Raw genomic sequence first — 23,768 nt, 5'->3', positions numbered from 1 at the left:
AGAAGGCAAAGAGCGTTCTGCCTTGCGCCGCCACCCGTGGATTTTTGACGGTGCTATTGCCAAAGGCAGCGGCGACGCAGGTGAAACTGTGCGCGTGGAATCGAATGACGGCCAGTTTTTGGGCTGGGCGTCGTGCAGTCCCGAATCAAAAATTCGCGCTCGCATTTGGAGTTTTGACGAAGGTCAGCGCATTGACGCGTCATTTTTCAAAGCCTCCATCGCTCGAGCTATTGCTGCGCGTAGCCGTTTTGACATTCAAAGCAATGGCGTGCGTTTGATTCACGGCGAGTCCGATGGTTTGCCAGGCCTCATCGTGGACCGCTATGACGACATCTTGGTGGCGTCGTTTTTGTCGTGCGGCACCGAGCGCTGGAGAAACGTGATTGCCGATGAACTGCTGGCGCAAACTGGCCTGACCAAACTTTACGAACGTTCAGATTCGAACGTGCGCAAGCTGGAAGGCTTACCCGAAGTCACAGGTTGGCTGCGCGGCGAGGGCGCTACAGGCGTGGTGCTGCGCGAGCACGATTGGCAACTGTCGCTCGATGTGGCCGAGGGTCATAAAACAGGTTTTTATTTAGACCAACGCGACAGCCGCAAGAAGTTTGCGGACTACGCCCGTCGCTTGCAGTTTCAGCGCGTGCTCAATTGCTATTGCTACACAGGCGGCTTTACGGTCGCTGCTTTGGCTGGCGGCGCGGCGCATGTGACGTCCATCGACTCATCTGGCCCCGCAGTTGAGTTAGCCAAAGCCAACGTGGCGCTGAACGGCTTTGACGCCGCACGCACCACGATGATGGATGCGGATGTGAATGCATCGTTGCGACAGTTCATCCAAGAAGGCCAAACCTTTGACGCCATCGTGCTCGACCCGCCTAAGTTTGCGCCCACTGCCGCGCATGCCGACCGCGCGGCGCGGGCCTACAAAGACATCAATCGCTTGGCGTTCAAGCTGTTAGAGCCCGGCGGTGTGCTGTTTACCTACAGTTGCTCAGGCGGCATTAGTGCTGATTTGTTTCACAAAATTGTGGCCTCGGCGGGCGCCGATGCGCCGTGCGATGGCTACATCAGCGAGCGCATGCAAGGTGCGCCCGACCATCCGATGACGCTGGCTTTCCCTGAGGGCGAGTATTTAAAGGGCTTGGTGGTGGTGAAAGCAGCTGACTTGGTTGAGAAACACAACTCAGCCACAATATCTGATTGATCAGTTTTTCCAACTAAGGTTTTTTCATGTTGATCCCCGCCACCATCCTGACCGGCTTTTTGGGCTCAGGCAAAACCACCTTGCTTAAGCGTGTGTTGACCGAGGCCCATGGGCAAAAGATTGCCATCATCGAGAACGAGTTTGGCGAAGAAAACATCGACAACGAGATCTTGGTGTCTGACACCAACGAGCAAATCATTCAGATGAACAACGGCTGCGTGTGCTGCACCATCCGCGAAGACTTGCGCACCACGCTGCAGTTGTTAGCCGCCAAAAAGCGCAAAGGCCTGCTTCACTTTGACCGCGTCGTGATCGAGACCACCGGCTTGGCCGATCCTGGCCCCGTGGCTCAAACCTTCTTTATGGACGACGAAATTGCCGAGAGCTTTTTGCTCGACTCCATCTTGACTTTGGTCGACGCCAAGCACGCCGCCCAGCAGCTGAACGACCGCCAAGAAGCCCGCCGCCAAGTGGGTTTTGCAGACCAAATTTTTATCAGCAAGGCCGACCTTGTGTCGCCCGCTGAGTTGGATGCTTTGCAGCACCGCTTGAAGCACATGAACCCACGCGCCCCACAGAAGGTGGTGCACTTTGGCGAAGTGTCGTTGGCCGAGGTGTTTGATTTGCGCGGCTTTAACTTGAACGCCAAGCTCGACATCGATCCAGACTTCTTGGCCGATGACGACCACCATCACCATGATGGTGAACATTGCGACCATCCTTCGCACACGTCTGGACATTCGCACGACCACGCGGAACATGGCCATGACCATGACCATGTAGAGGGTGAGCACTGCGACCACCCATCTCATGCACGAGACCTCGTGCATGACCATGGGCACGGCCACCACCATCACCACGATGATGACGTGAAGAGCTTTGTCTACAAGTCCAAACGTCAGTTTGACCCCGCCAAGTTGGAAGACTTTTTGGGCGCCATCGTCAATATCTACGGTCCCAAAATGTTGCGCTACAAAGGCGTGCTTAATATGAAGGGCACCGAAAAGAAGGTGATCTTCCAAGGTGTGCACCAGTTGATGGGCAGTGATTTGGGCCCGGATTGGGCTGAGGGCGAAGAGCGTATCAGCAAGATGGTGTTCATCGGTATCGACTTGCCTAAGGACATCTTGGTCCAAGGCCTCGATCAATCCTTGGTTTGATGAAATATGGCAGTTTTTGCAAATTTAATGAAGCCTTGGGGTTTGTGGCTACAATCCCGCGCGCCAGACCCGATTAGCACACCCGTGCCGCTAGGGGCAGCAAGGAGACCCACAGTGAGTGCCAAATCCAAGAAAACTGCTTCTCAGAAGCCTGTTGATACTAAAAAAACGGCTAAATCAGTAAAAAAGTCTGTGGTGGTGAAGACCCCCGTAAAGGCTGTTAAACCTGCCGCCAAGCCTGTGGCTAAAAAAGCAGCACCTGTCAAAGTGGTTGCCAAGAAGTTGGTAGCCAAGCCCGCCCCAGCCAAGAAAGCAGCACCAACCAAAGCAGCCCCTAAAAAGGTAGTGGCGAAGAAGCCGGCGGCGCCTGCAAAAAAAGCAGTAGCCACAAAGCCACCTGTTAAGGTCGTGAAAGCGCCTGCTAAGGTGGTGAAAGCCCCGGCCAAAGGTGCTGCCAAAGCACCAGCCAAAGTGGTCAAGGCCCCGGCCAAGGCTGTTAAGCCGCCAGTAAAGGCAGTAAAGGCAGCGAAAGCACCCGCCAAAGTGGCTGTGAAAGCTGTCAAGCCCGTTGCTAAAAAAGCCCCGGCCAAGTCAGCAGCCAAATTGGCGCCCAAAACCAAAGTGGTGGCCGCGCCTGCACCCTTCGTGCATGTGACCCCCATCATTCCTGGCTACACCCCTGTGGTGCACAAGAAAAACTCCAGAGCGGCCAAGATGGCGGCTTTGGTTCCCCCCCCGCCAGCTCAAGTGGTTGCCTCCAACGCAGCCAAGAACAGCTTTATGCCTATGACGGCACCCTCCGCCCCAACCATTGTTCCTGTGATACCTAAAAAAGACGCCAAGCTAGCTAATAACTGGAAGTCCAAAACCGCTGACCAAATGACCGATGCTGAAATCATCGCCATGCCCGACACCGAGTACATGAATGACATGCAAATGGCATTCTTCCGACTCAAGCTTGTGCAGCTGAGAAATGAAGTGCTGACCAACGCCATTGAAACCACCGAGCACCTGCGTGAAGACACCGTGGTGGTACCCGATCCAGCCGATCGCGCCACCATTGAAGAAGAGCACGCCTTGGAGCTGCGCACACGTGACCGTGAACGTAAGTTGCTCAAGAAGATCGAGCAGTCTATTCACCGCATCGACAGCGGTGACTACGGCTACTGTGACGAAACCGGCGAAGCCATCGGTGTGGGCCGTTTGTTGGCCCGCCCCACCGCCAGTTTGTCGCTGGAAGCGCAAGAACGTCGCGAAATTAAGCAACGCATGTTCGGGGATTGATGGCTAAACCGCCAAAAATCTTTAAAAAGCAGGTCCATGTGCCTGCTTTTTTTACGCCTGCTTCTCTTCATAAGCCACTTTTAGTGCCTTTGCTAAGTGCTTCATCTATAACGATATTTATCTTATGATGTGAATGTTAAAATCGCTGTAAGTTGTTGATTTCATTGAAAAAACTGCGTATTTAGGTGTTCTAAACTGGTTTTCCTGCTACAGTGCAAATAAGTGCAATTAAGTGGTGAAAAGTGCCTTTTGGTCTTTTCGCTCGGCTTGGTTGTTTGATTTGCATGTGTGAAAAGGGTAGTCATCGTGTTTCAGGGCGCTTCATCACTGAGTCTCGACGCCAAAGGTCGTTTGTCGGTGCCAACCAGGCATCGCGACGTCTTGAGCGCGACTGCGGCTGGTCAGCTCACGATCACGCGTCACCCCCATGGCTGTTTGATGGTCTTTCCTCGTACCGAGTGGGAGAAGTTTCGCGAACGCATTGCCGCGCTGCCCATGAGCGCGCAATGGTGGAAACGTATCTTTTTGGGCAATGCGATGGATGTGGAGATGGATGGCACGGGGCGTGTCCTCATCTCGCCCGAGCTGCGCACCGCAGCGGGTATCAGCAAAGACACCATGCTGCTTGGCATGGGTAACCACTTTGAACTTTGGGATAAGGCGACCTACGAGGCGCAAGAGGCCCAAGCCATGCAGGGCGACATGCCCGACGTGTTCAAGGAATTTTCTTTTTAAAGGATGACGGTGGACACGCCATGGCAGCACACCACCGTCCTACTCAGCGAAGCTGTCGACGCCCTCGACATCCAGCCGGACGGTACTTATGTGGACGCGACCTTTGGTCGTGGCGGGCATTCCCGTCTCATCCTGTCCAAGCTATCGCCGCAAGGCCGTTTGATTGCATTCGACAAAGACCTCGATGCGATCGCAGCAGCAGAACAAATTCAAGACCCGCGTTTTTCGATTCGTCACCAAGGCTTCACGCACTTGGACGAGTTGGATGCGGGCGCTATCGACGGCGTGCTGATGGATTTGGGAGTGAGCTCACCCCAGATCGACAACCCAGCGCGCGGTTTCTCTTTTCGAAACGACGGCCCTTTGGACATGCGTATGGACACCACCCGTGGCCAGAGCGTATGCGAGTGGCTGGCAGAGGCAGAAGTCCAACACATCGCGGAGGTGATACGTGAATATGGCGAAGAACGGTTTGCTTTACAGATTGCAAAGGCGATTGATGCTCGCCGACAAGAACGGGGCGTGCCTACAACCACCTCTGAACTGGCCCAGCTCGTGGCTGACACGGTCAAAACCCGCGAGCCGGGCAAGGACCCTGCAACGCGCACATTTCAGGCTTTTCGGATTTTCATCAATGCCGAGCTTGAGGAGTTGCAACAAGCGCTAAGCGCTTCGTTGCAGGTGCTACGCCCCGGAGGTCGATTGGCTGTGATCAGTTTTCATTCCTTGGAAGACCGCATCGTCAAGCAGTTCATCACGCAGCATTCGCGTGAGGTGTATGACCGCCGTGCACCTTTTGCAGTTCCCAAAGTGATGGACTTTAAAGCGATTGATCGGGTCAAGCCCAGTGCGGCCGAGGTGGCGGGCAACCCCCGCTCGCGCAGTGCCATCATGCGTGTGGCCGAGCGCTTAGGAGCCAGTGCATGAGCCGCGTGAGCGTGTTGTTGATGTTGGCCGTGATGGCGAGCGCGCTGTATTTGGTGCGAACGCAATACGAGTCACGCTCGCTCACCATGGAGATTGATCGTGCCACAAGCTTGGCCCGCAATTTAGAGACCGAAAACGACCGCTTGGATGTGGAGCGTCGTGCCCAAGCCACACCCCTGCGTGTTGAAAAACTCGCACGTGAGCAACTGCACATGCGCACCATCACACCGGCTATCACGCATTACGCCACGGTGCCCGGTGGCGCAACTGCATCAGCATCAACATCGGCTTCTGCAGAGGTTCGCCCATGAGCAGCCGCAGCGTGCAATACACCACCAGCCCCTTGCTCGCCAGCAAGACGCCTATCTGGCGCAGCCAGTTCATCGTGGCTGTGATTGCGGCGGGTTTCTTGGGTTTGGTGGCGCGCGCTGCGTATGTGCAGGTGATCGACAACGCATTTTTCAAGCGTCAAGGCACGGTGCGCTTTGTGCGCACCTTGGAGCTGCCAGCCAACCGTGGTCGTATCTTGGATCGCAACGGCAACATCTTGGCTTCGAGCGTTCCTGTGCGCGGCATCACGGCCAACCCAGATGAAATTGACCGAGACCCTGTCAAGCTTAAAGCTTTGGCCAAGTTGCTGGGCATGAGCCAAGCCGAGCTTGATAAAAAGCTGAAAGACGAAGACAAGACCTATGTCATGCTCAAGCGTCAGGTGGAAGTGTCGGTGGCCAAAGAGGTGCTGGCGCTCAAAATTAAAGGTGTGTCAGACAGCCCGGAATACAAGCGCATTTACCCCGAGGGTGAATCGGTGGCGCACGTGGTGGGTTTTGCCAATTTAGAAAACGTGGGTCAAGAAGGTGTCGAGCTGACCTTCAACAAAGCCTTGGGCGGTAAAGCTGGTTCGCGTCGCGTCATCAAAGACCGCTTGGGCCGCGTGGTGGAAGACATTGGCGAAATGGTGCCGCCCCTAGATGGCCAAGATTTACAGCTCAGCATCGACAGCAAGGTGCAGTACTTCGCGTACGAAAAGATCAAAGAAACTGTCATTGCCAACAAGGCTGCGGCAGGCAGTGTGGTGGTGCTTGACATCAAGACGGGCGAGGTGTTGGCCTTGGTCAACTACCCCAGTTACTCGCCTGGCAAACGCGGTAATCTCAGCGGGGCTCAGCTTCGCAACCGCGCTCTCACAGACACGTTCGAACCCGGCTCCACCATGAAACCGCTGGTGGTGGGATTGGCTTTGGAGAAGGGCATTGTCAAGCCCGAGACCTTGATTCAAACCGCACCAGGCAAGCTGCAAATGGGCTCGGCCACTATCACCGATGCTCATCCGCACGGCGTGTTGAGCGTGAATGAAATCATTCAAAAATCCAGCAACGTGGGCACGGTCAAGATTGCCATGCAAATGCAGCCGCACGACATGTGGGAGGTTTTTACGCAAATGGGTTTGGGTCAAAAGCCCCAAGTGCCGTTTCCCGGCGCGGTGGCGGGCAAGGTGCGGCCCTACAAAACTTGGCGACCCATTGAGCAAGCCACGATGAGTTATGGCTACGGTTTGTCCACCAGTTTGTTTCAACTTGCGCAGGCCTATACCGTGTTTGCACATGACGGCGAGATGGTGCCCATGAGTTTGGTGAAAACCCATCAGGCACAAGTCAGCGGCGCACGTGTGCTCTCGTCACACAACGCTGCGGCCATTCGCAACATGCTGCACTTGGTCACCATCCAAGGTGGTACAGCGCCCAAGGCGCAAACCATGGGCTACTCGGTGGGCGGCAAAACAGGCACGGCTCACAAGGTTGAAGGCAAGGGTTATGCGAGCAAAAAATACCGTGGCTTCTTTGTCGGCATTGCACCCATTGACAACCCACGCATCGTTGTGGCGGTGATGGTGGACGAGCCAACAGGCGGTGCTTATTACGGCGGCGATGTGGCGGCGCCTGTGTTCAGCCAAACCGTGCAACAAACCTTGCGCATGATGGGGGTGCAGCCTGATATGGCGGTCAAGCCTCAAGTGGTGACCCAGGTAGAGAAGGAGTCGTTTTGATGAAACGACTGCACAACCCGCAAGACGCCGCGCAGTGGTTGCATGACCAAGTGCGTGGTGCGTTGCACACCGACAGCCGATGCTTGGGTGCAGGTGATGGTTTTATTGCTTGGCCCGGCGGTATTACAGATGGCCGTCAGTTTGTGGCCGCTGCTGTGAAGCAAGGTGCGACTGCATGTGTGGTCGAGCTATCGGGCGCTGAGGACTTTGCATGGGGCGAGAACGCAAGCATTGCCACCTATGACGGTTTGAAAGCAGCCAGTGGTTTGATTGCCGCCGCGTATTACGAACAACCCAGCCATGCGCTGGACGTGGTTGCCATCACAGGCACCAACGGAAAAACCTCTACCGCATGGTGGCTGTCGCATGCGCTTCAAAACCTGGGTAAGCGCTGTGCCATCGTGGGTACTTTGGGCGTGGGTGAGGTCGGTCATCTCGAAGTCACGGGTATGACTACGCCCGACCCCGTGTTGCTGCAAGCCAAGTTGCGCGACATGGTCAACGCCGGTGTGAATGCGTGTGCGATCGAAGCTTCATCCATTGGTTTGGCGGAACATCGTTTGCACGGAACGCAAGTGCGCGTGGCCATGTTTACTAATTTCACGCAAGACCATTTGGATTACCACGGCGACATGGCTAGCTATTGGCAAGCAAAGCTGGCATTGTTCAGCTGGGCTGGCCTGCAAGCTGCTGTGGTGAATGTGGACGATACACATGGCGCGGCCTTGGCAAAACAACTGCTGGCGCGTGGTGACGTAAATGTATGGACTGTGTCGTGCGATCTTCGTGCAGACCGTAGCGCAGATAAGAATGCACAACATATCGTGGCACACCACATTGAACATAGCTCCATGGGTCTGTGCTTTGACGTGGTTGAGGGTGATGAAGTTCTCGCGATTGAGACTCAGCTGGTCGGCCACTACAACGTGAGTAATGTGTTGGGCGTCATCGCCTGCCTGCGCGCGTTGGGTTACAGCTTGAAAGATGCCGTGCAAGCTTGCCGCGTGTTGCCCGCAGTACCAGGCCGCATGGAAACCGTGGGTGAAGCGGGTGAGCCTTTGGTCGTGATTGACTACGCGCATACGCCTGATGCAGTGGCGCAAGCTGTGCAGGCTCTGTTGCCGCTAGCTCAGTCGCGTGGCGGTGAGTTGACGTGTGTGTTGGGCTGCGGCGGTGACCGCGATGCAGACAAGCGACCCATGATGGCTGCTGCTGCCGAGCAACACGCTCAGCACGTGGTGCTGACCAGTGACAACCCGCGCAGCGAAGATCCGCAAAATATTTTGAACCACATGCTCTCAGGATTGAAGCATGTAGGTAGAGCCATTGTTATTACAGATCGTGCACAAGCGATTGCGCAAACCGTTCTAAAAGCTCGCGCACAAGATGTGGTGTTGCTGGCTGGAAAAGGCCACGAAGATTACCAAGAAATTTCGGGCGTCAAGCATCCGTTCAGCGATGTACAGCAGGCACGTTTAGCCTTGCAACTTCGTGCTGAAAAAGGGAGGGCGCATGCCTGACATGAACCTCAGCTTGAAGCAAATCAATGCATGGCTGACAGACGCGCAGCTGCAGGGTGATGCAGGGTTAACCATTCACCGCGTCAATACGGACAGCCGCACTTGCCAAGTGGGCGATTTGTTTGTCGCGTTGAAGGGCGAGCGTTTTGATGCCAACGACTTCTTGCCAGAAGTGTCGGCCTGCGGTGCAACGGCTGCATTGGCGCACCACGGTTTAGAGGCGGTCAAGTTGGCGGGTCTGCAAGTGCCAGACACCCGCATCGCTTTGGGCCAGTTGGCCAAAGGCTGGCGCAGCCAATTTCAATGTCCAGTTATTGCCGTGACGGGCAGCAACGGCAAGACCACCGTCACACAAATGATTGCCAGCATCTTGCGCGCAGGCTTTGGCGATGACGCTTTGGCCACGCAAGGAAATTTAAACAACGATATCGGTGTGCCACAAACATTGCTGCGCATGCGTAACCATCACCGCTCTGCGGTGGTGGAACTGGGCATGAACCACCCCGGCGAGATTGCTGTCTTGGCCGACATGACGCAAGCCACAGTCGCTTTGGTGAACAACGCCCAGCGCGAGCATCTGGAGCACATGGCCACAGTTGAAGCAGTAGCGCAAGAAAACGGCGAAGCTATCAAGGCTTTGCCGGCAAACGGCGTGGCAGTTTTCCCAGCGCATGACGAATACAGCCCTCTATGGAAAGACTTGGCAGGTAAGCGTGCATGCATGCGCTTCTCCATGACAGACAACACAGCTGAAAAAGCAGAAGTTCAATTGCTCAAGGCTGATTGGTTGAGCGACCACTGGGCAATTGAAGCGCAAACACCTGCTGGCCTGTTGCGTGCACAGCTTCACATTGCTGGCCGTCACAACGTGAGCAATGCCTTGGCTGCAACAGCTTGTGCGTTAGCCGCTGGTGTGTCTTTGGCCAATATCGAACAAGGGCTCAACAGCTTCGAGCCGGTCAAAGGCCGCTCACGTGCTTTTGGCGTTCAGTGCCAAGGCCGCCACATCACTGTGGTGGATGACACCTATAACGCCAACCCCGACTCGGTGCTTGCTGCCCTTGACGTTCTGGCTGAGCTACCCGCACCACGCTTGTTGGTGTTGGGCGATATGGGCGAGGTGGGCACACAAGGCCCTGAGTTCCACCAAGAGGTGGGCTTGTATGCCGCGCACTTGGGGCTTGAACACGTGCTGTGCTTGGGCGATTTGGCTGCGTACACAGCCACCGCCTGCGGCTCCAAAGCTCAGCACATGACCGATATCGATGCCTTGAACCAACGCGTGATACAGCAGCTGCCTCAGCTTGGCAGCGTGTTGGTCAAAGGCTCACGGTTCATGAAGATGGAGCGCGTGATCGAAGCGATCAACGCCTGTCACGATCAAAACAAAAAGGAAACGACACCATGCTGCTGACCTTAGCCCAATGGTTGCAAACCCTCTCGCCAGAATTTGGTTTTTTCCGTGTATTTCAGTACCTCACGTTTCGTGCGGTGATGGCGGCGTTGACGGCTTTGCTGATTGGCTTGATCGCTGGTCCATTCGTGATTCGCCGTTTGGCCGCGTTGAAGATTGGTCAGCCCATTCGTGAATACGCCATGCAGTCGCACTTGGCCAAAAGCGGTACGCCCACCATGGGGGGTGTGTTGATTCTGATTTGCATCGCCGTATCCACTTTGTTGTGGGCTGATTTGTCTAACCGCTTTGTGTGGATCGTGATGATCGTGACCTTTGGTTTCGGTGCAATTGGTTGGGTGGATGACTGGCGCAAGGTGGTGAACAAAGACCCAGAAGGTATGCCTTCGCGCGAAAAATACCTGTGGCAGTCACTCATCGGTTTGTTGGCTGCCCTGTATTTGGTGTTCAGCATTTCTGAGAGCAGCAACTTGCGCGTGCTGGAGCTGTTTTATTCGTGGGTGCAGTCTGGTTTTGATGTGAACTTGCCACCGAAAGCGGGTTTGCTGCTGCCCTTTATCAAAGAGGTGAGCTACCCATTGGGCGTGTTTGGCTTTGTGATCCTGACCTACTTGGTCATTGTGGGATCTAGCAACGCGGTCAACTTGACCGATGGCTTAGACGGCTTAGCCATCATGCCCGTCGTGATGGTGGGCTCGGCCTTGGGCGTGTTTGCCTATGTGACCGGCAGCTCGGTGTATTCCAAATACCTGTTCTTTCCCTACATCCCTGGCTCAGGCGAGTTGATGATTTTCTGTGCGGCTATGGCGGGTGCAGGCTTGGCCTTTTTGTGGTTCAACACACACCCCGCGCAAGTCTTCATGGGAGACGTGGGCGCATTGGCCTTGGGCGGTGCATTGGGAACGATTGCGGTGATCGTGCGACAAGAAATTGTGTTGGCCATCATGGGCGGCATCTTTGTGGTGGAAGCCTTGTCGGTCATGTTGCAAGTGGCGTACTTTAAATACACCAAGAAGAAATATGGCGAAGGTCGCCGCATTTTGAAGATGGCGCCTTTGCATCACCACTTTGAAAAGAGCGGTTGGAAAGAAACCCAAGTCGTTGTGCGTTTTTGGATCATCACCATGCTGCTGTGCTTGGTGGGTCTGTCTACCTTGAAGCTGAGATAAACAGATGCAGCAACTTTGCAACCAATCAGTGCTAATTCTGGGCTTGGGTGATTCCGGCCTAGCGATGGCGCGTTGGTGTGCGCGTCAAGGCGCAGAAGTGCATGTGGTTGACACGCGTGTAGAGCCCCCGCATTTGGCTGCTTTGCGTGCTGAGTTGCCACAGGTGAAGTTTGTGCATGGCGCGTTTGAAGCCGCCTTAGTCGAAGGCCAAGATGTGCGTGCGGTGTTCAAGAGCCCAGGCCTGAGTCCTGAGTCGGTTGCGCCTGTTTGGAATGCCGCTGTGGCTGCTGGTTTATGGGTGGGCACCGAGCTGACGCTGTTCGCCCAAGCACTGACTGATTTACAAACCAGCATGGTCTATTACCCCAAGGTGTTGGGCATCACGGGCACCAACGGCAAAACAACGGTCACTTCATTGACGGGCCAACTGCTAGAGCGTGCAGGCAAGCGCGTGGCCGTGGCTGGCAATATTGGCCCCACCTTGCTGGACACTTTGTCGCAAGCGCTGGGCAAGGCCGCCAAAGAACAGGCTGCGGCTGACGTGATTGCCGCTCAAGAAGCTGCCGAGTTAGTTGCCTGCAAAACCTTGGTGCAAGAGGAAGCAGTTGAATCGCAAATGGCGATAACGGGTACTCAACTTGGGCTCCATGACGACACAATCGCAGTTGATGACGAGCCCTACGAAGTTGACTTGCCACCTTTGGTGCCACCGCCGCCGCCACCTGCAGAGCATCCGTTTTTGCCTCAAGTGTGGGTGCTGGAGTTGTCGAGTTTTCAGTTGGACAGCGTGGACAATTTTGAACCCACAGCGGCTACGGTGCTTAACCTGACGCAAGACCACCTTGACTGGCACGGCAGCATGGGCGGATATGCAGCGGCAAAAACACGCATCTTTGGCAAGCAAGGCGTGCTGGTGCTTAACCGCGAAGACGCCGGCGTGATGGCTATGTTGGCCAGCGCACCCGCTGGTGTGCCCGAAGTGGCAGCCAAGTCTTCGCGCGCCAAGACGCCCAAAATACAGCCACGCATCCACCTCACGTTTGGTGGTGACATGCCGCAACGCCCAGGCGATTACGGCATTGAAACCGTCAATGGCATGACATGGCTGGTGCGCGCACTGGAAGCTGACGAAACTCGCAAACGTCGTAAAGACGATGAAGAAGAAATTCATATTCAACGCCTGATGCCCGTCGATGCATTGCGCATCCGTGGTCACCACAACGCACTCAACGCCTTGGCCGCTTTGGCATTGGCGAGCAACGCCAGTGGCGATTTGGCCTCGATGTTGTTTGGCCTGCGCGAGTACCTTGGCGAACCGCATCGCATGGAAGCAGTAACTATCCTCAACGGGGTGGAATATTTTGACGACAGCAAAGGCACCAATGTCGGCGCCACCGTGGCTGCCTTGCATGGTCTAGGTGTGGACCGCCGCTTAGTCGTCATCCTGGGTGGTGACGGCAAGGGCCAAGACTTTACGCCTTTAGCCGAACCCGTCGCTCGCTTTGCACGCGCCGTGGTGTTGATCGGGCGAGACGCCTCCGCCTTGCGTGAGGTGTTGCAACACAGCGGTGTGAAGCTGCTGCATGCAGTCACCTTAGAAGATGCCGTCAAGCTGTGCAGCGAACAAGCCCATTCGGGCGATGCCATATTGTTGTCACCCGCCTGCGCCAGCATGGACATGTTTAGCAACTACGCGCACCGCGCTGAAGTGTTTGTGAACGCCGTGAACCACTTGGTGGAAGAAGCGGGAGGCCTCACGTGAGCGACATGGCCACGAACGTCAAAGTCTCTTTCATGCAGCGCATGAAGCAGGGGGTTGGGCGTCTGTTTGGCGGCGAATCCGAAACTGGTATGGACGCTCTGCCTGTGCGTGTGCACGGCACCGAGTTCACGCGCACTGCTGCGTCGCCTGTGCATGTGAAAGGTTTTGACCAGCCTTTGGTTTGGGTCACATTTGCCTTGCTGATGTTTGGGTTGGTCATGGTGTATTCGGCTTCTATTGCCATTCCAGATAACCCACGCATGGGTGCAGGCTACTCGCCCACTCACTTTTTGTTGCGTCACGCACTGTCTATGTTTGTGGCATTTGTGGCTGCTTTGTTTGTATTTCAAATCCCGCTCAATACGTGGGAGCGCATCGCACCTTGGGTGTTCATCGCCTCCATTGGCTTGCTCATCGTGGTGCTGATTCCTTTCATTGGCAAGTCTGTCAATGGCGCACGCCGCTGGATCAGCTTGGGTTTCATGAGTTTTCAGCCTTCCGAGTTGGCCAAGTTGGGTGTGCTGCTGTACGCCGCCAACTACATGGTGCGCAAGATGGATGTGAAAGAAAACTTCATCGCAGCCGTGCTGCCCATGGGTGCTGCCGTGTCAGTGGTTGGCCTGTTGCTGTTGTCTGAACCAGACATGGGCGCCTTCATGGTGATCGCAGTGATTGCCATGGGTATTTTGTTTTTGGGGGGCGTAAATGCCCGCATGTTCACTCTGATTGCAGCCGCCTTGATTGGCGTATTTGCTCTCATCATCGCAACGTCTGAGTGGCGTCGCGAGCGCATCTTTGCTTACTTGGATCCCTGGAGCATGGAGCATGCGCTGGGCAAGGGCTACCAACTGTCGCACTCGTTAATTGCGATTGGCCGAGGCGAAATTTTTGGTGTTGGTTTGGGCGGCAGTATCGAAAAACTGCACTGGTTACCCGAAGCACACACCGACTTTTTGCTGGCCGTGATTGGTGAAGAGTTTGGTTTTGTGGGTGTGGTGGCAGTGATTGGCATGTTCATGTGGCTGACGCGTCGCATCATGTACATCGGCCGTCAAGCCATTGCCATGGACCGCGTGTTTGCAGGTTTGGTGGCGCAAGGTGTGGGCATTTGGATGGGCTTTCAGTCCTTCATCAACATGGGCGTGAACTTGGGCGCACTGCCCACCAAGGGCTTGACCTTGCCGCTGATGAGCTATGGCGGCTCTGCCATTTTGTTAAACCTGATTGCTATTGCGGTGGTGTTGCGCGTGGACTTTGAGAACCGCGTCGTCATGCATGGAGGTCGCTTATGAGCACGACCCAACGCACCGCACTCATCATGGCGGGCGGCACTGGCGGCCACATTTTTCCGGGGCTGGCGGTGGCTGAACAGTTGCGCATCCATGGATGGAACGTGCATTGGTTAGGTGCACCTGCACCGAGCATGGAAAGTCAGTTGGTGCCGCCGCGTGGCTTTGCGTATCAAGCCATTCAGTTTGGTGGCGTGCGCGGTAAAGGCGTGATGACGCTGGCGCTCTTACCCTTTAAGTTGTTGCGAGCCTTTTGGCAAAGCCTGTGTGTCATGCGCCGCGTCAAGCCCGATGTGGTGCTGGGGTTGGGCGGCTACATCACCTTCCCTGCCGGCATGATGGCGGTGTTGTGGGGTGCGCCCTTGGTGTTGCACGAACAAAACTCAGTGGCTGGCATGGCCAATAAAGTGCTCAGTGGTGTGGCTGACCGCGTGTTCAGCGCTTTCCCCCATGTGTTGCCAAAAGCCGAGTGGGTGGGTAACCCCATGCGCGATGGTTTTGTGAAGCAATCCGAACCCACGCAACGCTTTGCCGACCGCACGGGTCCGTTGCGCGTGTTGGTGGTGGGTGGCAGCTTAGGCGCACAAGCCTTGAACACTGTGGTGCCTCAAGCCTTGGCCTTGATGCCCCTCGACCAGCGCCCTGTGGTGACACACCAAAGCGGCGCGAAGCAAATTGATGCATTGCGCACGGCCTATGCAGAAGCGGGTGTGCAAGCCGAGTTGACCCCCTTTATTGACGACACCGCACAAGCCTTTGCCGATGCCGACGTGGTGATTGCCCGTGCGGGTGCCAGCACCGTGACCGAATTGGCTGCGGTAGGTGTGGCCGCCATTTACGTGCCGTTCCCTCATGCGGTGGATGACCACCAAACCACCAACGCACGTTTCGTCGTCGACGCAGGCGGCGGTTGGTTGATTCAACAAAACGAATTGAAAGCCCAAGACTTGGCCGATCGTTTGCAATTTATGACGCGCCGCACCTTGTTGGCTTGTGCTGAAAAAGCCTTTGCCGTGCGTCAAGTGGAGGCCGTGTCACACGTGGTGACCGCTTGCGAGCAGCTCGCAGCGAAAGGAAAAAAATAATGAAACACGCCATTCGTCACATCCATTTCGTCGGCATCGGCGGCGCAGGCATGAGCGGTATAGCCGAGGTACTGCTCAACTTAGGTTATGCCATTTCAGGTTCTGACTTGTCAGACAGCGTGGCCTTGAAGCGCCTAAAAAGTTTGGGCATTCAAACCTATGTGGGTCACGATGCCCAACACATAGCAGGTGCAGATGCCGTGGTCACGTCCACGGCGGTGCAGGCCGATAACCCTGAGGTAGTGGCGGCGCACGCCAAGCTGATTCCCGTGGTGCCACGCGCCGTGATGTTGGCCGAGTTGATGCGCCTCAAAACCGGGGTGGCTATTGCTGGCACTCACGGCAAAACTACCACCACCAGTTTGGTGGCCAGCGTGTTGGCCGAGGCTGGCATGGACCCCACTTTTGTGATTGGCGGCAAACTCAACAGTGCGGGCGCGAATGCAAAGTTGGGCTCGGGCGACTACATCGTGGTCGAGGCAGATGAGTCAGACGCTTCATTCTTGAACCTCTTGCCTGTGATGGCGGTGGTGACCAACATCGACGCCGACCACATGGACACCTATGGGCATGACTTCAACAAGTTGAAGGCCGCGTTCATCGAGTTCTTGCATCGCATGCCTTTTTATGGTGCAGCCATTTTGTGCACTGACGATGCCGCCGTGCGCAGCATCTTGCCCGAGGTGTCACGCCCCATCACCAGCTATGGCTTCAACGAAGAAGCGCAAGTGCGTGCAGTGAATGTGCGAGCTGACAACGGCCGCATGTGCTTCACGGTCAAGCGCAGCAATGGCGTAACCTTGCCAGACCTGGACATCACGCTCAACCTAGCGGGCGAGCACAACGTGCTCAATGCCTTGGCTGCCATCGCGATTGCAGTGGAGTTGAATGTGCCCGATGAGGCCCTACAAAAAGCCTTGGCCGAATTCAAAGGTGTGGGCCGTCGCTTCCAACGTCACGGCGAAGTGGCAGCGAAGAACGGTGGAGAGTTCACCCTCATCGAGGACTATGGTCATCACCCTGTCGAATTGGCCGCCACCTTGGCTGCGGCGCGTGGTGCATTTCCAGGCCGTCGTTTGGTGTTGGCATTTCAGCCGCACCGGTACACCCGCACACGCGACTGCTTTGAAGACTTTGTGGCCGTCATGGGCCGCGCCGATGTGTTGTGGCTGTCTGAAATTTACGCCGCAGGCGAAACGCCGATTGCGGCGGCCGATGGCCGCGCACTTTCGCGTGCCATGCGTGTGGCGGGCCATGAAGCTTTGGTATTTATAGATGACATTCAAAAAATGGCCCAAGTCATTGCCGACAACGCCAAAGCGGGTGATGTGGTGATGTGCATGGGCGCAGGTTCGATTGGCCAAGTGCCAGCCAAGGTGCTGGAACTGGTGCAACAACTTAAGAGCTGAAATATGACATTCAATATCAACAACGTCAAAGTTGCTGTCCTGATGGGCGGCCTGTCTGCCGAGCGTGATGTGTCCATCATGTCAGGCAGCGGCGTGCTGAAAGCATTGCAAAGTAAGGGTGTCAATGCCACCGCATTTGACCCCGCCGAGCGCAGCTTGGACGAGCTCAAACGCGAAGGCTACACACATGCCTTCATCGCGTTGCATGGCCGCTACGGTGAAGACGGTGCCGTGCAAGGCGCGTTGGAATTGTTGGGTATTCCGTACACCGGTTCTGGTGTGATGGCCTCTGCCATGGCCATGGACAAAGTGATGACCAAGCGCGTGTGGAGCGCGGTGGGTTTGTCGACACCGAGCTATGTGTGGCTGTCGCCTGAAGACCAAACAGCAAAAAACATCAGCGCCATTCCTGCCAAGTTGGGTCTGCCTTTGATCGTCAAGCCACCGCGCGAAGGCTCATCCATCGGTATGAGCAAAGTCATGCAAGCAGGTGACATGGCAGCGGCTGCTGAATTGGCAACGAAATACGACCCGGATTTATTGGCAGAAGAGTTCATCACCGGCGAAGAGCTGACCTGCCCCATCATGGGCAATGGTCCACATGCACGTGCCTTACCCGTGGTACGTATAGCAGCACCTGATGGCGCTTATGACTACAAGCACAAGTACTTCACCGACGACGTGAAGTACCACTGTCCCAGTGGTTTGCCCGAAGCCGAAGAGCAAGAAATTCAACGTTTGGTGGTGGCCGCATATCGCGCCCTGGGCTGCCGAGGCTGGGGACGCGCCGACATCATGTTGCGCGCCACGGACCGCAAACCCTTCTTGTTAGAGATGAACACATCGCCTGGCATGACCAGTCATTCTCTGGTGCCCATGTCGGCACGTGCAGCGGGTATCAGTTACGAAGACTTGTGCTTGATGCTGTTGGAGAGCGCCACGCTTGACCATCCCGGAGGTCCTAAAGCCCTATGACCACGCGCTACACCCATATGCGACCCCGCCCCGAGGTCAATGCCTCGGTGGCAGTGCCGCTGGACGTCAAGCTCATGCACATGGCGGCTTCGCTCATGTTTGTGGGCTTGGTCGTGGGTGCGTTGGTGGGGGGTGTGTGGGCCTTGGTGCAGCTACCCGCTTTTGCGCTGCAGGGGATTACCGTGAAGGGTGATATCGAGCACAACAACGAAGTGACCTTGCGTGCCAATGTGGTGACCAAGTTCACGGGTAATTTTTTCACCGCTGATTTGAGCCGTGTGCGCAGCGCGTTTGAAAGCGTGCCTTGGGTGCGTTTGGCATCGGTGCAGCGCGAGTTTCCTAATCGCCTGCGTGTGACGCTGCAAGAGCACAAGCCCGTCGCCTATTGGGGTGACGACGGCGAGCAGCGCATGGTCAATAGCTATGGCGAAGTGTTTGAAGCCAATGCAGCAGATTTGGACGACGACAAAATGCCGCGTCTAAGTGGGCCCGACAGCCAATCGCAGCAAGTGTTGGCAATGTATTTGGCCTTAGAGCCCGCGTTCAAAGCTTTGAGCCTGGGTGTGGACAGCTTGGTCTTGAGCGATCGCGGCAGTTGGCGTGCCAAGTTGGCGCACGGTGCAGTGATTGAGTTGGGTCGTGGCAGTGTGGATGACGTGATGGTGAGGGTGCAGCGCGTGTCACACAGCTTGACGCAAGTGACACAAAAGCTGGGCCGTAAGGCCTCGGCGATCGAGTCCGCAGATTTGCGACACGACAACGGTTATGCGATTCGGGTGCGCGGGGTGAGCACGCAAGACGTGCCTGCCAAACGCTAACGAGCATTAGAAGAGAAAGAACGAGGCTGTTATGGCAAAAGAATACAAAGATTTGGTGGTCGGCTTAGACATTGGCACAGCCAAGGTCATGGTGGTCGTGGCCGAAGTGTTGCCCGATGGTGAGCTCAAGCTCGCAGGTCTCGGTGTGGCTCCCAGCAATGGTTTGAAGCGTGGCGTGGTGGTCAATATCGATGCAACGGTGCAAAGCATTCAGCAAGCTTTGAAAGAAGCCGAGTTGATGGCCGACTGCAAGATCACGCGGGTGTACACCGGCATCACGGGCAGCCACATTCGCGGCATCAACTCGACGGGCATGGTTGCGGTCAAGGACAGAGAAGTCACAGAGGCTGATGTAGCGCGTGTGGTCGAGACAGCCAAAGCCATCAATATTTCCACAGACCAGCGCTTGTTGTTGGTTGAAGCACAAGAGTTTGTGATTGATGGACAAGAAGTCAAGCAACCCGTTGGCATGAGCGGTATCCGCTTGGAAGCCAAGGTGCACATCGTCACTGGCGCACAAAGCGCGGCAGAAAACATCATCAAGTGCGTGCGTCGTTGCGGCTTAGATGTGGACCGCCTGATGCTCAATCCCTTGGCTTCAAGCCTGTCGGTGTTAACGGATGACGAGCGTGAACTGGGTGTGGCTTTGGTGGATATTGGTGCGGGTACCACTGACGTGGCCATCTTCACCAACGGTGCGATTCGACACACGGCCGTCATTCCCATCGCGGGCGACTTGATCACCAGCGACATTGCGATGGCTTTGCGCACACCGACCAAAGATGCCGAAGAAATCAAGATTGAATCAGGCTACGCCAAGCAATTACTGGCCGACCCAGACGTGCAAGTAGAAGTGCCGGGCCTGGGGGACCGCACGCCGCGCATGTTGAGTCGCCAAGCCTTGGCCGGTGTGATTGAGCCGCGCGTAGAGGAAATCTTTTCGCTGGTGCAACAAGTCATCCGTGACTCAGGCTATGAAGAAGTGTTGTCGTCGGGCATTGTGCTCACGGGCGGTAGCGCGGTGATGCCGGGCATGGTCGAGCTAGGGGAAGACATTTTCTTGAAGCCCGTGCGCCGCGGTGTGCCAAAGTACAGCAGCGCTTTGGCCGACATGGTGTCGCAGCCACGTGCTGCCACGGTGATGGGCTTGCTGGCGGAAGCCGGCCTGGACCGTCAACGTGGCCTCAAAGTTTCACAAAAGAGTGGGTCGGTCAATTCGTTGATGGACCGCCTCAAAGACTGGTTTGTGGGGAACTTCTAAACATGATTCCTCATACCTTGCTTTATCTCGCGCGGGGTAGTCCGCCGCAGCGACAGCGCCCAGGTCGACGATGGCGACCTTGCGCTGCAACTGCGCCACCCTCATAGAAGGAGCGCAATGAACCACAAGCAAAACAAACATCAGACAGCTATCAGGCAACTGCAAATTTTTAGATTAGGAGAAACATCATGACCATCGAAATGATCGAAGTTGAAGCATTCAACTCAGGCACACAAATTAAAGTTATCGGCGTTGGTGGCGGCGGCGGTAACGCGGTTGAACACATGATCAGCTGTGGCGTTCAAGGCGTCGAGTTCGTCACCGCGAACACCGACGCACAAGCCCTGCGCGTGAGTAATGCGCACAAAGTCATTCAACTGGGTACGACAGGTTTGGGCGCTGGCAGCAAGCCTGATCGCGGCCGCGAAGCCGCTGAGGCAGCAATTGACGACATCCGCTTGGCGCTGGCAGGCACCAACATGCTGTTCGTGACAGCCGGTATGGGCGGCGGCACGGGCACAGGTGCTGCACCGGTGGTGGCACGTGTGGCACGCGAGATGGGCATCTTGACCGTCGGCGTGGTGACAAAGCCTTTTGACTTTGAAGGTGATCGTCGCATGGGCAACGCCGAGCTTGGCTTGGCTGAGCTAGAAGCCAACGTCGACTCACTCATCGTGGTGTTAAACGAAAAGTTGATGGACGTGTTGGGTGAAGATGCCAGCCAAGATGAAGCCTTTGCATTTGCTAACGACGTGTTGAAAAACTCGGTTGGCGGCATTGCCGAGATCATCAACGTGGAAGCTCTGGTCAACGTCGACTTTGAAGACGTGCGCACTGTGATGAGTGAAAAAGGTAAAGCAATGATGGGCACTGCGGCGGCCAGCGGCCCTGACCGTGCACGCATCGCTGCTGAACAAGCAGTGGCTTGCCCCTTGCTCGAAGGTGTGGACATGTCGGGTGCCAAGGGCGTGTTGGTGTTGATCACCGCAGCCAAGGGCGGCTTGAAGTTGTCTGAGTCTCGTGAAGCCATGAACACGATTCGCAAGTTCGCTTCATCAGACGCACACGTGATTTACGGTACTGCTTACGATGAAAACTTGGGCGACCAAATTCGCGTGACCGTGGTGGCCACAGGTTTAGCCGGTAGCCGCCGCGCTGCACCTCAGTTGCAAGTGTTGCGCACGGGTACGGACGGCATGGGCTATTCCACTACGCAAGCGCCAAATGCATCGCCGGCGGGCGTGTTGGCCGCGGCGACGGGTGGCTTGGCCGGTTTGGCTGCGGGCTTCGGTATGGGCGCAGCCTCAGCGCAACCTAACTACGATTCCATGAACTCTCCTGCCGTGTGGCGTGGCAACCGTACCTCGGCAGCTGCCAAGGTCGATGCCTTGTCTTCGGGCGGCATGGATGACTACGAAATCCCAGCCTTCTTGCGCAAGCAAGCAGACTGAGAGGGGATTCATTAAAATCACACCGTGCTCAAACAAAGAACCCTTCAATCCCTCACCAAGGCCGTAGGTGTTGGTCTTCACAGCGGCCAACGCGTGGAGCTGACGCTGCGCCCCGCGCAACCCGACACGGGCATCGTGTTCCGTCGGGTGGATTTGCCGCAGCCCGTGGACATTCCTATCACGGCCACGGCAGTGACGGACACGCGCTTGGCTTCGACCATCTCCCATGGCGGCGCGAAGGTGTTCACCGTTGAGCATTTGATGTCGGCTTGTGCTGGCCTTGGCATTGACAACCTCTACATCGACATCACAGCTGAAGAAGTGCCCATTCTGGATGGCTCAGCTTCGTCATTTGTGTTCTTGCTGCAAAGCGCGGGCATCGTGGAGCAAAACGCGCCCAAGCGTTTTATCCGTGTGTTGAAGACGGTAGAGGTGCGTGAAGGCGAGGGCGCCAACGTGAAGTGGGCACGACTCGACCCACACCACGGCTACAAGCTGAGTTTTGAAATTGATTTTCGACACCCGGCGGTAGATTCCACCGGCCAAAGCGTGGTGTTTGACATGGACGTGAACGACTACACGCGTGACATCGCACGCGCACGCACCTTTGGTTTTACGCGCGATGTGGAGATGATGCGTGCCAATGGCCTTGCCCTCGGTGGCGGTTTGGACAACGCCATCGTGATGGACGATTACAAGGTCTTGAACAGCGATGGCTTGCGCTATGACGACGAGTTTGTAAAACACAAAATTCTCGACGCCATGGGTGACTTGTTTTTGATTGGCAAACCTTTGTTGGCTTCTTATGTGGCCTTTCGCTCGGGTCACGCCATGAACAACAAGCTGCTGCGTGAATTACTCAGTCAGCCTGACGCTTATGAAGTTGTCACTTTTGAAGACGCGCGCAAAGCTCCTCAGGGTTTGGCGCAGCTTGCGCCTGCTTGGTAGGCGTGTTGCCCCTTGCGTTCTGGCTTAGCGGCTTCGCCCCGCTTTGTACATGCCATGGGTGCTGCGCTGCAAATCGGTGGCAGCAGCTAATCTCGCCATAGACTGACCCGCGTGTGCATGCGTGATGGCAATGCCCAACGCATCGGCGGCATCTGGCCCAGGAAGACTGGGTAGCTTAAGCAAGCGTTTCACCATTTCTTGCACTTGTTCTTTTTTAGCCAAGCCGTGCCCAGCCACGGCTTGCTTCATTTGCAAAGCGGTGTACTCGGCCACAGGCAAGTTACAAGTGGACAGCGCGGTAATGCATGCGCCTCGTGCTTGGCCTAGCAAAAGCGTGGCTTGCGGGTTGACGTTGACAAACACAATTTCTACTGCAGAAGTTTCGGGTTTATAGCGCTCCACCACCTCGTGAATCCCATCAAACAAGACCTTCAAACGCTCGGGCAAATTACCTTGCACTTCTTTGTTGGTCTTGATCGTGCCGCTGGCCACATACAACAATTGGTTGCCGTGCTTTTCCACCACACCAAAACCGGTGACGCGCAGGCCGGGGTCGATGCCAAGAATGCGCATTACGGCAGTTGCGCGCTACCCATGCGCATCAAAATAATTTCGGTACGGCCCGACAGGTATTCAGACTGCGGAAACTTTTGGTAGTGCTTGGGGCGCGGCAGCATGACAGCCAAGCGACCAGCCTCCCAAGGTGTGAGCTGTGCAGCAGATTTTTGAAAGTAATGTTGTGCCGCAGCCTCTGCTCCAAAAATACCTTCACCCCATTCCACATGGTTAAGGTAAATCTCTAAGATGCGTTGCTTGCCCAGCAAGGCCTCCAGCATCACTGTCAGCACAAACTCTTGGCCTTTGCGAATGAAGGTGCGCTCACCCGATAAAAACAAGTTTTTGGCCAACTGCTGCGTGATGGTGGAACCACCCACCACTTTGGGGACCGCTTTGCCTTGCGCTTTTTTGCTGGCTTGCAATTCAGCTTTGGCGTTTTTAGCCCAAGCTTTTTCGATTGCCACCCATTGCACGCCGTCATGCTGCGCAAAGATGTCGTCTTCAGAAGCAATCACGGCACGCTTGAGGTGGTTAGAGATTTGGCTGTAGGGCACCCAGTCTTGTCGCCAACGCAAACGGTCTTGGGTGTTGACGATGCGCCATGTTTCAGAGCGCTCAAACGAGGTGGACTCGGGTGCCACACGCGCCATGACTGCAATGCGTGCCAGGAAGAAAATTTGCAGACCCAAACAAGCCACCAGCACCAGCAATAGCCAGCGCAGCCAGGGGCGAAAGCGTGAGGTGTTCATATT

General features: G+C 55.9%; 21 protein-coding genes. 19 read left to right on the top strand and 2 right to left on the bottom strand.

Annotation, left to right across the window (positions count from 1 at the left end; translation table 11 throughout):
- From ABWP81_RS01790 to lpxC, 19 genes are all read left to right on the top strand, one after another.
- The coding region (locus ABWP81_RS01790; RefSeq protein ID WP_353138686.1) for a class I SAM-dependent rRNA methyltransferase at positions 1-1,204 on the top strand (1,204 nt) is incomplete at its 5' end.
- Positions 1,205-1,230: 26 nt separating this feature from the next.
- The gene (locus ABWP81_RS01785) at positions 1,231-2,364 is read left to right on the top strand and encodes a CobW family GTP-binding protein (protein ID WP_353138683.1); all 1,134 of its coding nucleotides are present in this window, start codon (positions 1,231-1,233) and stop codon (positions 2,362-2,364) included.
- Between the two features lie 195 nt (positions 2,365-2,559).
- Complete coding sequence (gene dksA, locus ABWP81_RS01780) at positions 2,560-3,648, top strand: RNA polymerase-binding protein DksA (protein WP_502905500.1); 1,089 nt, start codon at positions 2,560-2,562, stop codon at positions 3,646-3,648.
- Between the two features lie 306 nt (positions 3,649-3,954).
- Positions 3,955-4,383: a division/cell wall cluster transcriptional repressor MraZ gene (gene mraZ / locus ABWP81_RS01775; RefSeq protein WP_108283278.1), complete on the top strand. Its 429-nt coding sequence runs from the start codon at positions 3,955-3,957 to the stop codon at positions 4,381-4,383.
- Between the two features lie 9 nt (positions 4,384-4,392).
- The gene (gene rsmH, locus ABWP81_RS01770) at positions 4,393-5,310 is read left to right on the top strand and encodes a 16S rRNA (cytosine(1402)-N(4))-methyltransferase RsmH (protein ID WP_353138677.1); all 918 of its coding nucleotides are present in this window, start codon (positions 4,393-4,395) and stop codon (positions 5,308-5,310) included.
- A complete protein-coding gene (ftsL, locus tag ABWP81_RS01765; RefSeq protein ID WP_353136254.1) occupies positions 5,307-5,621 on the top strand; it encodes a cell division protein FtsL in 315 nt (104 codons plus the stop codon). Before rsmH ends, ftsL begins: the two co-directional genes overlap by 4 nt.
- A complete protein-coding gene (locus ABWP81_RS01760) occupies positions 5,618-7,357 on the top strand; it encodes a peptidoglycan D,D-transpeptidase FtsI family protein (RefSeq protein WP_353138674.1) in 1,740 nt (579 codons plus the stop codon). The genes ftsL and ABWP81_RS01760 overlap by 4 nt, the downstream gene beginning before the upstream one ends.
- The gene (locus ABWP81_RS01755) at positions 7,357-8,877 is read left to right on the top strand and encodes a UDP-N-acetylmuramoyl-L-alanyl-D-glutamate--2,6-diaminopimelate ligase (protein WP_353138671.1); all 1,521 of its coding nucleotides are present in this window, start codon (positions 7,357-7,359) and stop codon (positions 8,875-8,877) included. The genes ABWP81_RS01760 and ABWP81_RS01755 overlap by 1 nt, the downstream gene beginning before the upstream one ends.
- Positions 8,870-10,291, top strand: coding sequence for a UDP-N-acetylmuramoyl-tripeptide--D-alanyl-D-alanine ligase (locus ABWP81_RS01750; RefSeq protein WP_353138668.1), 1,422 nt, complete (start codon positions 8,870-8,872; stop codon positions 10,289-10,291). The genes ABWP81_RS01755 and ABWP81_RS01750 overlap by 8 nt, the downstream gene beginning before the upstream one ends.
- The gene (gene mraY / locus ABWP81_RS01745; RefSeq protein ID WP_353138665.1) at positions 10,282-11,460 is read left to right on the top strand and encodes a phospho-N-acetylmuramoyl-pentapeptide-transferase; all 1,179 of its coding nucleotides are present in this window, start codon (positions 10,282-10,284) and stop codon (positions 11,458-11,460) included. The genes ABWP81_RS01750 and mraY overlap by 10 nt, the downstream gene beginning before the upstream one ends.
- A 4-nt stretch (positions 11,461-11,464) precedes the next feature.
- Positions 11,465-13,222 carry a UDP-N-acetylmuramoyl-L-alanine--D-glutamate ligase gene (murD, locus tag ABWP81_RS01740; protein ID WP_353138662.1) on the top strand — a complete coding sequence of 586 codons (1,758 nt, stop codon included), beginning with the start codon at positions 11,465-11,467 and terminating at the stop codon, positions 13,220-13,222.
- 41 nt (positions 13,223-13,263) lie between these two features.
- Positions 13,264-14,514, top strand: coding sequence for a putative lipid II flippase FtsW (gene ftsW / locus ABWP81_RS01735; protein WP_502905501.1), 1,251 nt, complete (start codon positions 13,264-13,266; stop codon positions 14,512-14,514).
- Positions 14,511-15,596, top strand: coding sequence for an undecaprenyldiphospho-muramoylpentapeptide beta-N-acetylglucosaminyltransferase (gene murG / locus ABWP81_RS01730; protein WP_353138659.1), 1,086 nt, complete (start codon positions 14,511-14,513; stop codon positions 15,594-15,596). The genes ftsW and murG overlap by 4 nt, the downstream gene beginning before the upstream one ends.
- On the top strand, positions 15,596-17,005 hold the full coding sequence (gene murC / locus ABWP81_RS01725) for a UDP-N-acetylmuramate--L-alanine ligase (RefSeq protein ID WP_353138656.1): 1,410 nt from the start codon (positions 15,596-15,598) through the stop codon (positions 17,003-17,005). Before murG ends, murC begins: the two co-directional genes overlap by 1 nt.
- Before the next feature lie 3 nt (positions 17,006-17,008).
- Positions 17,009-17,980, top strand: coding sequence for a D-alanine--D-alanine ligase (locus tag ABWP81_RS01720; RefSeq protein WP_353138653.1), 972 nt, complete (start codon positions 17,009-17,011; stop codon positions 17,978-17,980).
- Entirely contained in the window at positions 17,977-18,798 is an 822-nt protein-coding gene (locus ABWP81_RS01715) for a cell division protein FtsQ/DivIB (protein ID WP_353138650.1), read from the top strand. Before ABWP81_RS01720 ends, ABWP81_RS01715 begins: the two co-directional genes overlap by 4 nt.
- A gap of 31 nt (positions 18,799-18,829) precedes the next feature.
- Positions 18,830-20,059, top strand: a complete 1,230-nt coding sequence (ftsA, locus tag ABWP81_RS01710; RefSeq protein ID WP_353134233.1) for a cell division protein FtsA — start codon at positions 18,830-18,832, stop codon at positions 20,057-20,059.
- Positions 20,060-20,247: 188 nt separating this feature from the next.
- Entirely contained in the window at positions 20,248-21,510 is a 1,263-nt protein-coding gene (gene ftsZ, locus ABWP81_RS01705) for a cell division protein FtsZ (protein WP_353138647.1), read from the top strand.
- 24 nt (positions 21,511-21,534) lie between these two features.
- The gene (gene lpxC, locus ABWP81_RS01700) at positions 21,535-22,458 is read left to right on the top strand and encodes a UDP-3-O-acyl-N-acetylglucosamine deacetylase (RefSeq protein WP_353134238.1); all 924 of its coding nucleotides are present in this window, start codon (positions 21,535-21,537) and stop codon (positions 22,456-22,458) included.
- 24 nt (positions 22,459-22,482) lie between these two features.
- Here lpxC and ruvC read toward each other — a convergent pair whose 3' ends face one another.
- Both ruvC and mtgA read right to left on the bottom strand, forming a co-directional pair.
- Positions 22,483-23,031, bottom strand: coding sequence for a crossover junction endodeoxyribonuclease RuvC (gene ruvC, locus ABWP81_RS01695; RefSeq protein ID WP_353138644.1), 549 nt, complete (start codon positions 23,029-23,031; stop codon positions 22,483-22,485).
- On the bottom strand, positions 23,031-23,765 hold the full coding sequence (gene mtgA / locus ABWP81_RS01690) for a monofunctional biosynthetic peptidoglycan transglycosylase (protein WP_353138641.1): 735 nt from the start codon (positions 23,763-23,765) through the stop codon (positions 23,031-23,033). The genes ruvC and mtgA overlap by 1 nt, the downstream gene beginning before the upstream one ends.
- Positions 23,766-23,768 lie beyond the last annotated feature (3 nt).

The sequence above is a fragment of the Limnohabitans sp. genome (genome assembly GCF_040401135.1).
In the GTDB taxonomy this organism is placed as follows: Bacteria; Pseudomonadota; Gammaproteobacteria; order Burkholderiales; family Burkholderiaceae_C; genus Limnohabitans.
This window is presented reverse-complemented; position numbering and strand designations above follow the sequence as displayed.